The following is a 13,879-nucleotide window of genomic DNA, read 5'->3' as shown; positions in this document are numbered from 1 at the left end:
CATCTGTACATTTTTTTTATATTTTTATACCAAACACTAATGCATGCGTTATGTTGAGTAAAAAGTTTTAATATTTGTTACCAATACTGATTCCCCAAGTATAAATAATGAGCAAAGTATTTACTATTACCGAAGGTTTGGAAAACATGGGGGCTTTACGAACGGGAGGCCAGGGCTCCGTTTATAAAGGTCGCCGTTATGGCCCGATTATTACCGCGGTAAAACTCCTGCCTACCCCCATACACACCGAAAGTACCGACGATAAAAACTTCCGCAATTTTCAGAACGAGGTTGAAAAACTTAAAAAGGTAAATGAAGAACCTAACCCTAATGTAGTTAAGATCCTCAATTCGGGCATTACCGAAAGCGGTTCGTTCCCGTTTATTGAGATGGAATTTATTGACGGGCCCGACCTGGAAGACCTGCTGAAACCACCGCACGAGCCCGTTTTTACTATCAAAGAGATTATTAAACTGGCCGACCAGCTGGCCAACGCGTTATCGCATTGCCACAAGGTATCGGTTAAGCATGGCGATATTAAAAGCAATAATGTAAAATTTAATGTACATACCGGTAATTATGTTTTGCTGGATTTCGGTCTTTCCGCGATGTCTGATGATCAGCGCCGTACCAGCATCCGCCATGCAGGTGCTATCGAGTTTATGGCGCCAGAGCAAAATGAGGGGCTGATGTATTTTCAGACCGATGTGTACAGCTATGGCATCATCCTGTACGAACTGATTGCCGGCCGGGTGCCTTTTCCGTTAAAGGATAATGGTGAAACCGCCCGAACTGCCGTAATGCTGGCCCATATGGAACTGGAAGTGCCTGATGTGATGGAGTTACGGCGCAAAAACCTGCCCCAAAGCTGGACCGACGAGAAGAAGGAAATGGAAATGATGGTGCCCGCCTGGCTGCTGCAAATTGTAAACAAATGCCTGCAAAAGGATGTCAGCAACCGGTTTGCCAGCGGTATTGAACTACAGGAAGCTTTGGTGCAGGGCAGCATAGGCGCGCTTAATACGAGCCGTCCGGATGAAGCCTGGAATACCGATGTGTTATTGAAAGAGAATGAACGCCTGCAGGGCCTGGTTTTATATTATCAGGAAAATGAAGCAAAACAACCTGCACCAACCATTGTTGCCGCTCCGGATGATCCAAAGTCGGTAAGGATGTCGAAAACGGTATTCATTATGTTTATGATATTGCTTTGCGGCTTTACCGTATTTTCGGCAGTGGTGATGGATAAATTTGGCGGGCGCATTTATCATGGTGTGGTAAACAGGTTATTTAAACCATCAAAAAAGAAGCCGGATAGCGCACGGATCAGTTCCCCTGTACAAAGCGACACGCCTCAGCAGAAACCTATCGAAAATAAGCTGCCGGAAGAAGAGCAAACTATTCCTCCTGAAGTTGATTCGACGGCTGACTCGATTTTGAGAAATATCCAAAGGGCTAAACAACGGCATGACAACCCGCAATTTTACCGCGACAGCGTGAACAAGGCGGATACGTCAAACTTAAATTTTTAATGATTTGGTAAATAATATATGGAACCTAAATCAACATTCTGGCAACGCATCGGCCTGCAGGATTGGTTTTTACCCAACGGCAAACCTCTTAATAAAGAGGCCGAAAAGGTAAAAGCCCTTACGCCCGATGATGTGTACCTGTACATCATCGAAAAATTCAAAGAATCGATCAAACAGCTTTCATTTGCCGACAGGATTGTCTTTTATCATGAGTTTATCATCAGTTTCAATGAAGATGATTACCAGGAATTTGTAAATAACCGCTCGGGCCTGTTGGGCATTATCGTAAATGAATCAGTAAAAAAGTTTTATGAACTGTTGCGCGAATACCAGGAAGTAGGCAAAAAGGTTGAACCCTCAAGCTCAAAATGGGTTTTCAGGCTGGTATCGCACCCCGATTATAAACGCGGCGACAAAGGTTTTATAGGTAAGCTATTGCCGGGCAGTACTGCCAAAAAAGAGGAAAACCTCAGGGTTACTTTTATTCCGCGGCAAACCGGCGTAGCCCAAACCTTAGATATCAGCAATGATGTGCTGAAGGGGTTTACGTATTACAGCGAGGGCTATTATGAATTGCCCTACGCTAATGATCTGCATTATAACGAGCGCGAGGCATCCAAAGCCGGTAACAAAGTACTGGCCCGCCTGGAAACCATTATGCCCGATAAGCAGTTTGTTGGCCGCAAGGTGGAGTACCTGGTTAAAGACGATGATATTGTGGTATCAGGCCAGGACGAAGAAAGGGATGAGCAGGCGGTATTTAAAGTGCCGTCTGAATGGGTGAATACGCCGCATTTACGCATCAGGCTAAACAAAGCCGACGGTAAATTTTACATGGCCTCCTTTGGTGAACGCACCCTTATTAACGAGCAGGAAGTTGCCCCGAGCGATGTTAACGCCCCTGTTTGGGTGGAACTGCCCTTTAACTCGCGCATCCTGCTTAACGGAATTGTAGGTATTAATATTTTCAAACCCGAACCATAATGTCGCAAATATTATCAGTAGGGCTGTTGGCCATATGCGTGCTGTTACTCATAGCCCATTTTATCGACATAAAAAATTCCAGCAAAAATCATGGCAAATAACTTTTTCGGAATAACAGATACCGGTAAGCAAAGACAAAATAACGAGGATGTTTTTATTGCCGAGAAATCGGGCGATGGTAATTTTATTATCGCTTGTGTGATTGATGGGGTTGGTGGCTACGCAGGTGGCGAAATTGCCGCCGAGATTGCGCGCGCTGCCATTTTAGAGCAGCTGCAATACATAGCCGGCGACATTGTGCCCCTGCTGGTAAATACGTTTAAGCTTGCCAACCAGCGTATTTATGATGAAAAGGAGCAAAACAAGGAACTGGGCAGCATGGCCTGTGTGCTTACGCTGGCAGTTGCCGATGTACTTAACAATAAATTTTACTATGCCCACGTTGGTGACACCCGTTTGTACCTGCTTCGTGATTATTCGTTGATTAAAATTTCGAAAGATCATTCGTTTGTAGGCTTTTTAGAAGATTCGGGAAGGCTTACGGAAGAAGCCGCGATGGACCACCCAAAGCGTAATGAAATTAACAAGGCGCTGGGTTTTACCCGCGAGATTGATCATGATCCCGAATTTGTGGAAACAGGCAGTTCGCCTTTTTTACCCGGCGATATTTTGCTGGTATGCAGCGACGGCTTAACCGACCTGGTTGATAAAAATAAAATAACAGATATCCTGATCACCGGCGAAGATCTGGATGCCAAAGGCAAAAAACTTATTGAGGCAGCCAATAATCGCGGTGGCAAGGATAACGTTACCGTAGTGCTGGTGCATAATGATAAGGAGCGCAGGCAGCACGGCGCAACAAAACCCGCCGCTGCAATGGTAAAGCCGGTTGAACAGCAGGAGGTGACCGCGAAACCGGTTACCAAAGAAGAACAGGAGCAGGTAGCGGCGGTGAAAACCAAAAGCAACGGTGGTACGGTTGCCATACTGAGCATCCTGTGTTTTGTTTTTTTAGGCGGCTTTATCTGGCAGTATAAAAAGAACAACGAGCTGAATAGTATGCCCAAAACGCCGGATACAATTTCAGCAAAGCCCATTAAAAACGCGCAGGAGTTAAAATTGCAGGATACTATCAATAACCTCAAAGGCAACACGCTGGTAATAACCGCTGCCGATTTTAAACAACCCATTTTGTTGACAGATACGCTGCACATCAACAAGGATAGCATCTACATCAAAGCTAAAGGTGAGATCCTTTTCAGAAAAGATTCAACCTATAAGGGTCCTGCCATAGTGCTTTCAGCCAAATGTAAATATGTGGTTCTGGATAGCGTAGCGTTTGATGGCTTCAGGGTGGGTGTTGCAACCCGTAACGACGCCCTGGTGCTTAAAAATGTACGTTTTAACAACTGCGCCATCCCCGTGCTAACCGGCTACCTGTTGCCTAATATGAAATATATTTCGGGCCGGTCATTAGGCAGTATGTTCAAAGCCGATTCCGTTCCCTTAAAAAATACCCACTGATAAATGGCGCAGGAAAAAACTAAATCGCCGGGACGAAGGCTGGAACGCGTTTTCCTGCTGCTTACAGGCATTGTACTCGCTGTTTTGTTTGTAAGGCTATACGGCGTACAGCAGCTTAAATTTACCGATGTTGACAAACGGCTTAAGGATGGCACCGTGGTTAACCTTAACGCGCCCAACACGGCTCAAAATGTGAAGGCGTTGCTGCAAAAAGGTTATTACTTTGATGATCGGAAAGATATCGATTACATTGAATCGGTAATAGCCGAACGTAAATCTGCCGGTGATGTGGTGGATAACACCGGCGAACTGAATAAACGCAAGTATTATGTAAATGCCGATGAAGCTTTTATTAAAGGCGGCGAAACTTTCAAAAAGCGCGTACTTACCTCACGTGCCTTGCTCGGCTATACCGGCGATGATTCCGTACGTTTTGAGCAGGAGTTGAAAAACCCTCCGTCTTTAGGAGCGCAAACCGACCTTGGTTTGGGCGAATACAGCCTTAAAGGATCCATTGAACACAAAGGTGAACCCGTTCCCGGCGTATTGGTAAAACTTACCATGATCTTGCCGCGCGACAGTATTTTCAGCGATGAAGAAACCGGCGCCAGATCATCATATTCAGAAAAAGGCGCGGCTTACAAAAAGCTGTATGTAACAAATGATCAGCATAAAAAAGTACTGCAGGCTCTAACCGCTTTTGCCCGAACCGATGCGGAGGGCCGGTTTGTATTTGCCCAGTTACCTGCAGGCAGGGCTTTTTCGGTGCTGCCCATGCAGCCGGGCTTTGAGTTTGGCAGGTCGCAGGGTGTTGATGACCTGGAAAAGGATGTAACTTTTAAATTTTCGCAGGCACCGCATAGAATCAAGTTGCTTTCAACACGCGATTTTAATATCCTGAAAAAGGAGGGAGCTTTTATTGTGCGCTACCAGCATGAGTTTAACGAATGGTACTGGATTATAGCCGCCAGTTTCTTTTTAGGTTTTATCCTGCTGCACCTGTTGCTCAGCGCCCGTTATCCCGAGGCCGATCAGTTGATATTGCCGTTGGTGATGATGCTCACCGGGATCTCATTTTTAACATTACTGAGTTTGCAGGACCCCTTGCGCGACAGGTTTTTAGCTAAGGATACGCTGATTTATTTAGGAATAGGGGTGCTCGGCATGTGCATTGTTCAACTGTTCAATCTTCGTAAACTTAACCCCGACTCGGGTTTTTACCGCCTGTTCATCTTTAAATGGAGCCGGAGCGCGGCCAATGGCTGGCCATGGGCCATCGCAGCTATGGGAATCCTGTTCAGCACCATTTTATTTGGGTCGGGGCCTGAGGGTAGCGGTGTTAAGGTAAACCTGCTGGGCTTTCAGCCGAGCGAGATCGTTAAATACCTCATTGTTATTTTTCTTGCGGGTTTTTTCGCTGCCAACGAGCGCTTTATCAGCCAGTACTCCAGCTGGAGCAAGCGCTGGTCGTTTTTTTCTTTCGCGCTTATCGCTACCATGATCACGCTGCTGCTGTTTTTAATTCTGGGCGATTTAGGGCCGGCAATGGTGATCTGTTTTACTTTTATTATCCTGTTCTCCTTTTCGCGGGGCGACTTTTTGTATATGGCCGGCTTTGTGGTACTGTTTGTACTGGCCACCTGGTTTTTTAATAACGTATGGATCAGCGCGGGTATCACCTTCTTTTTGCTGGGCGGTGTAGTGTTTTTCAGGCGGAGGAGCCTGAGCGAGTCTGCTGTAATGGCTTTGGTTGTGATCACGGCCTTTCTTACCATTGATAAGATTCCCGGTTTAGATAAGATCATTCCCGGCCCGGTTGAGCGATTGGTTGAACGCAAGGCTATCTGGCAGGACGCCTGGAATAATGAGGTTTACGGTGGCGATCAGGTAGCCAACGGTCTTTGGGCCATGGCCAGTGGTGGTGTAACCGGGCAGGGCGTAGGGCAGGGCTTTGCCAAAACCATCCCCGAGGCCCACACTGATATGATCCTGCCATCCATAGGCGAAGAGTTTGGCTGGGCAGGCATGGCCGCTGTATTCATCCTGTTTTTGATGTACCTGCACCGCGCCATTATTATAGGCAGGCAAACGGGTGCGCCCCTGTTATTTTACCTTAGTGCAGGAATAGGCGTGTGTACTTTTATTCAGTTTTTGCTGATAGCAGGCGGTTCTATCGGCGCTTTACCCTTATCGGGCGTATCATTACCTTTTGAAAGCTATGGCGGTTCATCCCTGGTAATTAACCTGCTGGCTGCGGGTTTCCTGTTATCTGTATCGAGGGTAAGGGGTACGGCCGTGCAGATGGATTACATCACCAAACAGCAGGATAAAAACCTGGTACCGGCTTTAGCCGCCGCGCTTACGGGTGTGGTTTTGCTGGTTGTTAATGTATCGCGCTATACATCAAACAATAAACAATGGGTAGTAAAACCTGCTTTGGTTGCTGATAAAAGCGGTTTGCGCATGTTTAGCTATAACCCCCGCATAGCCATTTTGATGAACAGGTTACAGGCCGGTACCATTTATGACCGTAACGGTTTAATTTTGGCCACAAGTAAGCCCGAACTCATCGAAAAACAAAAGAGGAAATTGGCTGAATCCGGCATGCAGCATTACAATCTCGATTCGGCCATGCACAAAAGGCTGGAAAGGTTTTATCCATACGAAGAGCAAATGTTTTTCTGGACGGGCGACCAGAATACCGGCGTATTTAACGGAAGCACCAACGGCTACTTTGCCGAATATGAACACGCCGCCGAACTGCGGGGCTTCCACATGCCTGTTACCAGTTACAACGTAAAAGCATCCCGCTACCAGGAAGACAGGTTTTTATCCCGCGGGATGAAGGAGATGACCGTTGCCAAAAAAGATTACAGCGCGTTAGCCGGTCTGCTGATCAGTGATATTAACGGCCCGGAAGTAGCAGCCTTTAAAAACAAAAACCGCGATGTAAAACTAACCATGGATGCCGACCTGCAAACAGGCATCCAGCAATCAATGGCTTCGGATACCTCTTTGCTGGATAACCGGGTATCGGTGGTAATTATGGAAGCCAATACGGGTGATGTGCTTACATCTGCCCAATACCCCCTGCCGCCCATCCATAACTGGGACCAATTGACCATGCCCCTGGCTGATCAGAATAAACTGGCCACCTGGCTAACCACCACTGATCTTGGTTTTACTTATGCCAGCCAGCCGGGTTCTACGGCCAAAGTGCTCACGGCTATGTCGGCATTTAATAAATTGGGGATGGCTGCCTCGGAGATCCAGTACCATGTAAGTACCGAGGAACGCATCCGTACTAAAGGCATCGAACCCGACGAAACCGGCATGATTACCATGGAGCGCGCCATAGCCAAATCGAACAACGTGTACTTTATCAAACTTGCCAACCAGGAGCATTTGCAGGAATATATGGCTACGCTTTATATGAAAACCGGCATGTTTTTGCATGGTGTTGGCGGTTACTATTACAATAAACCTGCCCTCAACGATGCCCAGGAGGAAAAGTGGCGCACGTTGTGGCGAAAAACCGAGTTCGATACCCGCCCAAGGTACGATCCTAACAACATCCATAAAACCAGGGCCAAAGGTATTTCGGGGATGGCCTGGGGGCAGGGTGAATTGATAGCCACCCCGGCGTCGGTAGCCCGGCTGGTATCGGGCGTAGCTAACGGTGGTGTTTTGCTGCCAAACAGGTTTGCCTTAAAAATAGCTGATTCGGCTGTGGCCGTTCAGCATGGCATTAAGCTGGCCGAAGATCCGCGCTATGCCGGCTTATTAACGCAGTACATGATAGAACAGAGTGCGCCTAAAGAGCCGATACTGGGTATAAAAGTAGCAGGTAAAACCGGCACACCCGAGCGCATTGTGCATAACGTGAGCGTAAACGATGGCTGGTATGTTTTCTTTGCACCCGAAGCGAAAGGGAAAGGCAACATGGTGGTTTGTATCCGGATCGAATCTACACGGGGATCGTCGGACGCGGTGCATCTGGCAGCCAATCATGTAATACCATTGTTATTGAAAAAGGGTTATATAAAAAGCATGAGACCCGAAACCACCGTTGATGAATAGTGTTTAAACAGAAAGGATTTTTATGGTATTTAATTTATTCAGAAAAAGTGACGATAACCGGCCTCATGATGTGAAAAGTCTCCGCGAGGCGATACTGCGGTTTATTAAAGAATCGTTGCAGAAAATTGAAGGTGGTGAAGGCGGACATATCAAGGAACTGAAGCTTTTTATTGATAGCCATACCGAAGATTTAAGCATGTACGAGGGTGCTGTTTATGTGCATGATAAACAGCTGTTCAAAAACGAGATCCAGCGCATAGCCGATGATTTTGCCATTAACCTGCCTGCCGACTGGACGCTTGATGTTGAATTTACCGATCGCCTTCCAGCCGATGCCCGAAGGGCTGATGAGCTGGATGTGGCCTTTGTTATGAATACCCGAAAGCAGGTGGCCCATAACTCGGCGGCTTTTGTGGCCTATATCCGCATCCTGAACGGCGAAGCGGAGCAGGAGGAATACCTGATCAAAGCCACCGATCCGAAGCTGAATATCGGCAGGGATAAAAAATCCCTGACTGAAAACGGCTCATTCAGGTTAAACCAGCTGGTATTTCCTGGCGATAGCAAACATGAAAGTAATAAATACATCAGCAGGCAGCACGCCCATATTGAGTTTGATATGGAGAGTGAGCGATTTATGATCTTCGCAGATGACGGCGGGGTTCCTCCGCGTAACAAAACCAAAATTCATATAGCCGCCGATGGTAAAGTGATCAAGCTTAATTCTACCCAGATAGGGCACCCGCTAAACGAAGGTGACCAGGTGATATTGGGAGAATCGGCGGTGTTTTTGTTTAGTGCACAAAAATAAAGTTAACCCCGTTTGTCATTTCGATAGAGCGGAGGGGGAGGGCAAGATTGAAGGGGCGAAAGAGAAATCTTGTGCGCCACGCAAATAAACTATGCAAAGCGTTCCGCATTCCCTTTATTCTCCAACTTGTCATTTCGATAGAGCGGAGGGGGCAATAGTGCCCGGGCGAAAGAGAAATCTTGTACGCCCTGCAAATCAACTATGCTAATCAAACTAATATGGTCATAAAACTGTTGATTACTCTTTGCGGTAGAAATAACATTTTATCCTACTTTTAAATCCATGTGGAATCACAACTATTACGTCTATATCACAACCAATTCCAACAGAACGGTATTATACATTGGCGTTACTAATGATATAGCCGTACGTGTCTCACAGCATCATGAAAATAAAGGCACCCAAAAATCCTTTACCGGCAAATATTATTGTTATCATTTAGTTTACTACGAACACTTCACCCACATTGAACATGCTATCGCAAGAGAAAAGGAAATTAAAAAGTGGCGAAGGGAAAAGAAAGAAGCCTTGATAGCGTCGACCAATCCAACCTGGACTTTTTTGAATGATAGCGTGATTAATTAGCAGACCAATTATTGTATGCTATCACTTAGCATAGCGGCTTTGCAGGGAGTATAAGATTTCTCTTTCGCCCCGGCACCCCTGCCCCCTCTGCTCTATCGAAATGACAAATTGGGAGTTGCACGGGGTTATAAAGCTTAGCAAGGTTTATTTGCGCGGCGTACAAGATTTCTCTTTCGCCCCCTCGCTCTTTCCCCCTCCGTTCTATCGAAATGCCAATTTGGTAAAGGAAAAAAAACTCCCCGTTTTTCTTATCCTACATCAAGTGTTGCCTGTAAAATCCGTTGTAATTTTGAATCATAATAACAAAGCAGTTATTACAAATTTTAAAAACAACGAAGACAATGGAAAACACAATAAACGGCATTCACCACATTACAGCAATTGCTGGTAACGCCAAAAAAAATTATGATTTTTATACCCGTGTGCTGGGTTTAAGGCTGGTTAAAAAAACCGTAAACTTTGATGATCCCGGTACCTACCACTTATATTACGGCGATGGCAACGGTACACCCGGCACCATCCTTACTTTTTTCCCATGGGAGGGCATCGCAGCGGGCAGGCGCGGCGCAAGGCAGGTAACAGAAATTGGTTATTCGGTACCCGAAGGGAGCCTTGATTTCTGGTTGAAAAGGTTTGAAGATAACAATGTGATCTATAATAAACCGGCCGAGAAATTTGGCGAGCGGTACCTTACCTTCCTCGACCCTGATGGCTTGAAATTTGAGCTGATAGTGCCCAAAACTGCCGATAACCGTACACCCTGGGAAACTGCCGAAGTAACCGCGGCTAACGCAACCAAAGGCTTCCACAGCATTACCATTACATCAAACAAAATTGAGGCTACAGCCAAAATACTTACTGATGTTTTAGGCTACCGCTTGTTGGAACAACATGTTAACCGTTACAGGTTTATAACCGATGCAGTTGAAAATGCAGCGATAGTTGACCTGGTTGAAGTTCCGGGCGAAGTGGCCGGTCATGTGGCTGGCGGCTCGGTTCACCACGTAGCCTTCCGGGTTCCAAACGAAAAAGTGCTGATGGAATACCGTGATAAAATTGCCAGGCTTGGTTTGCACATCACCGATAAAATAGACAGGAACTATTTCTACTCCTTATACTTCCGCGAACCAGGTGGCGTATTGTTCGAGATAGCTACAGATAATCCTGGCTTTGCGGTTGACGAACCGGTAGAATTGTTAGGCACCGGATTAAAATTACCTGCGCAGCATGAACACCTGCGCGGTGAATTGGAAAAAACATTGCCATCATTAGTATAAGGATGTTAATTATGTACAGGCACACTAAACAGGTTGTTTCGGCGGGTATTCCCGCCGAACAAGCCAAAAAGGCGATCATTATGCTGCATGGCCGCGGCGCTTCGGCATCTGGTATTATCTCATTAAAAGATCATCTGGATTTGCAGGATTTTGCCATAGTTGGCCCGCAAGCTACTGAACATAGCTGGTATCCATACAGCTTTATGGCTCCAGTTGAAAATAACCAACCGGCGCTTGATTCGGCACTTGAGGTTATCAGTGATACGGTTGACGATCTGAAACAGCAAGGCATAGCGCAGGAAAACATCTATTTCCTGGGCTTTTCGCAGGGGGCATGTTTAACGTTGGAGTATACCACGCGCAACGCGGGTAAGTACGGTGGAATAATCGCCTTTACCGGGGGGCTGATAGGCGAAAAACTGGTAAACGAAAACTACCAGGGCAATTTTGATAACACCCCGGTATTGATCACCACCGGCGATCCTGACCCGCATGTTCCCGTAAGCAGGGTTAATGAAAGCGTTGATGTTTTAAAAATACTGAATGCAGATGTTACCTTAAAAATATACAAAGGCCGTCCGCATACCATAACCGGCGAAGAGCTGGAAGTAGCCAATGCTATTTTAAAAAGATAATTGTTTTCAGCGTTGAGTGTTTTAAGAGTGGAGGGCGGCCCGTAAAGGTCGCCCTTTTTTATGCGAACAAAACCGGAGGAAAGGAAATATTTTTTACAACCCCGAATCATTTTAAGCCCGTATCAGGAAGTTTTTTTTGCAAATAGCAAAGCTGCGTTAATTAGCGATAAATGGTTTATAACCAATAAGTAAAGTCATTTGTACTTTTTAGAGATAATAAATTAATATTTAAGTAATTTTAGCATGGCTTTTTTTGACTTAATTATAAACTATGCCGGATAAATTATTGATGAGTGATGTGCAACTCATCGGCTTGCTAAAAGCTGATGACGAGGCGGCACTTACCATTATTTATAAACGGTACTGGGCTTCGCTTTTCAGCGCCGCATATAATATTTTAAAAGACAAACAGGCTTGCGAAGACATTATCCAGGAGTTATTTATTAAACTTTGGGATTGCCGTGCAGAGGTTGTGATTAATGTATCGCTTAAAGCCTACCTGTATGCTTCGGTGCGTTACGGGGTTTACAGGCAAATAAAAACAGGTTCGGTAAGGAGTGAAATTTTTGACGATCTGATAGAGCGGCTGCATACACCAACCGCCTACGGAAGCATTGAACATAAAGAACTTCTTTTGCAGATTAACCGGGTTATTGATACCCTCCCCGAAAAATGCAGGGAAGTTTACAAGCTTAGCCGCGAAGAATGCCTCAGCCATAAGCAAATAGCAATGCAGCTCAATATCTCCACCAAAACGGTCGAAAATCATTTAACCAAGGCTTTGCGCGAATTGCGCGGTTCTTTAGGTGCCGCTTTTATTATGGAAGCATTAATGTTTTTGCTGGATAAATAAAAATCATACGCCCGTCTCTGGTTTTAACGGCATTACTCATCCCGGTAATTTAATTTTTGTCATTAAGATTTTAAACGGCGGTTAATCGCTCTATCTTGCAATTGATAATAATTCAATTTCATAGATCAAGACAGATCCTGGCTTGATATTTCCGGAAACTGTTTTTCCAAAACCAAGGTTTGGCGGTACAAATAACTTGTATTTGCTGCCCACGTTCATTAGCCTGATCCCCTCCGAAAAACCGGGAATTGCGCTTTTAAGCGGAAGTGTTATCGGATCGCCCCGTCCTTCCGTAGTGACAAAAACCTCGCCATTAATCAATGTTCCCTGGTAATTTACCGTCACCCTGTCGTTTATCGATGGTTTTTCACCTGATCCGGTTTTTATTATTTCGTATTGCAAACCACTGGGCGTAACCTGTACACCAGGTTTTTTTAAATTTTCGGCTAAAAAGCGTGCCTCCGGGTCTTTTTTATCGGGTACTATATCAGGCGCTTGCTTTGGGGTGATTTTTTTAGGATACGAATTATTAGTAATGCTTTTGGTGTTGACCGTTGCAATACCCCAGGCATCCAAATAGCAACTTCCGTTACTTATGTTTATTCGTTGTCCATTTTTTAATATCACGTAAGCTGCGTTTGCCTGATTGATACCCACTATATAAACATCGTCGCCGGCTACCGCAATCGCTGTTGGATAAACCCGCTCAAGATCACCTGTTAGTTCAACGGGCTTCCCATTCTTCCAATATCTTCCAAGGCCCGGATTGCCGTATCCCGGGTACAGGTTTGCAGTATAGTCGCCTACAACCCCTGCCACGTACACATCGTTGCCCGATACCGCTATCGCGGTTGCCAGGCTTTCTTCTGTAGTAAGTACAATAGTCTGGCCGTTTTTCCAATAAGCCGCCTGCTTATTACGTGAACCTACGGCATATACCTGTCCGTTGATGGTAGTGATCGCCGAAACCCTATTTAAATCGGCGCTGATATTGTCTACCAGGCGCCCGTTTTTCCAGTAAACCGGCATATAAGCATTCCTGCCAATTATATAAACGTCTTGGCCAACAACGGTAATTAAATCTACGGTTGCCTCTCCCTCATATCCATTGGGGCCCGGTGGCTGTGGAAGCAATATTTCCTGTCCATTTTTCCAATATCTTGGTTGTAATACATTTCGGCCTTTGTTTCCGTTTCTGTCGTAAAAAGGCTTAAATCCCTGCCCCGCTACATATACGTCATCACCTGATACAGCTATAGAATAAGCACTACACGGTGCAATGGCTGTGCCCGATAGCGGTACCACCTGCCCGTTTTTCCAATATGCCGCTTGCCCATCAAGGTCGCCTGCTATATAAACGTCGCTTCCCACCACCACAATGGAAGTGGCCGACCCTCTTTCGCCGTTTATTAGCGGTATGCCAGGTTGTCCGTTTTTGTAATACATCGCAGTAAAATCACCTGCGTTATTTTGACAGCCACCTGCAACATACACATCTGTATGAGGTTGAGTTGCATTGCCGGCCCTGCGCGTTTGGGCAGAGAGAAAAGAACTAAGTAACGTGAATAACACAAGAGAGCAGAAGGAAGATAACTGTG

The 13,879-nt window shown here is 45.8% G+C and carries 10 protein-coding genes; 9 read left to right on the top strand and 1 reads right to left on the bottom strand.

The window, feature by feature from the left end; all coding sequences use genetic code 11:
* Positions 1-107: 107 nt before the first annotated feature.
* From LX99_RS11575 to LX99_RS11535, 9 genes are all read left to right on the top strand, one after another.
* The gene (locus LX99_RS11575) at positions 108-1,532 is read left to right on the top strand and encodes a serine/threonine protein kinase (RefSeq protein ID WP_109608020.1); all 1,425 of its coding nucleotides are present in this window, start codon (positions 108-110) and stop codon (positions 1,530-1,532) included.
* 18 nt (positions 1,533-1,550) lie between these two features.
* Positions 1,551-2,516: a hypothetical protein gene (locus LX99_RS11570; RefSeq protein ID WP_109608019.1), complete on the top strand. Its 966-nt coding sequence runs from the start codon at positions 1,551-1,553 to the stop codon at positions 2,514-2,516.
* A 90-nt stretch (positions 2,517-2,606) separates the two neighbouring features.
* Positions 2,607-4,040 carry a PP2C family protein-serine/threonine phosphatase gene (locus LX99_RS11565; protein ID WP_109608018.1) on the top strand — a complete coding sequence of 478 codons (1,434 nt, stop codon included), beginning with the start codon at positions 2,607-2,609 and terminating at the stop codon, positions 4,038-4,040.
* A gap of 3 nt (positions 4,041-4,043) precedes the next feature.
* On the top strand, positions 4,044-8,120 hold the full coding sequence (locus tag LX99_RS11560) for an FtsW/RodA/SpoVE family cell cycle protein (protein ID WP_109608017.1): 4,077 nt from the start codon (positions 4,044-4,046) through the stop codon (positions 8,118-8,120).
* Between the two features lie 22 nt (positions 8,121-8,142).
* Complete coding sequence (locus LX99_RS11555; RefSeq protein ID WP_109608016.1) at positions 8,143-8,931, top strand: FHA domain-containing protein; 789 nt, start codon at positions 8,143-8,145, stop codon at positions 8,929-8,931.
* A 282-nt stretch (positions 8,932-9,213) separates the two neighbouring features.
* Positions 9,214-9,516: a GIY-YIG nuclease family protein gene (locus tag LX99_RS11550; protein ID WP_109608015.1), complete on the top strand. Its 303-nt coding sequence runs from the start codon at positions 9,214-9,216 to the stop codon at positions 9,514-9,516.
* A gap of 341 nt (positions 9,517-9,857) precedes the next feature.
* Positions 9,858-10,793 (top strand): ring-cleaving dioxygenase, encoded by a 936-nt coding sequence (locus tag LX99_RS11545; RefSeq protein WP_109608014.1) that lies wholly within the window; start codon positions 9,858-9,860, stop codon positions 10,791-10,793.
* Between the two features lie 11 nt (positions 10,794-10,804).
* Positions 10,805-11,428, top strand: a complete 624-nt coding sequence (locus tag LX99_RS11540; RefSeq protein WP_109608080.1) for an alpha/beta hydrolase — start codon at positions 10,805-10,807, stop codon at positions 11,426-11,428.
* 271 nt (positions 11,429-11,699) lie between these two features.
* Positions 11,700-12,281: an RNA polymerase sigma-70 factor gene (locus LX99_RS11535; protein WP_109608013.1), complete on the top strand. Its 582-nt coding sequence runs from the start codon at positions 11,700-11,702 to the stop codon at positions 12,279-12,281.
* A gap of 90 nt (positions 12,282-12,371) precedes the next feature.
* Here the strand turns inward: LX99_RS11535 and LX99_RS11530 are convergent, their stop codons facing one another.
* Positions 12,372-13,727: an FKBP-type peptidyl-prolyl cis-trans isomerase gene (locus LX99_RS11530; RefSeq protein ID WP_170122677.1), complete on the bottom strand. Its 1,356-nt coding sequence runs from the start codon at positions 13,725-13,727 to the stop codon at positions 12,372-12,374.
* Between the last annotated feature and the right edge of the window lie 152 nt (positions 13,728-13,879).

Origin of the sequence: Mucilaginibacter oryzae (assembly GCF_003148845.1) — a bacterium.
GTDB classification, from domain to species: domain Bacteria; phylum Bacteroidota; class Bacteroidia; order Sphingobacteriales; family Sphingobacteriaceae; genus Mucilaginibacter; species Mucilaginibacter oryzae.
The sequence above is the reverse complement of the archived record's forward strand: the minus strand, read 5'-3'. Positions and strand labels throughout refer to the sequence as shown.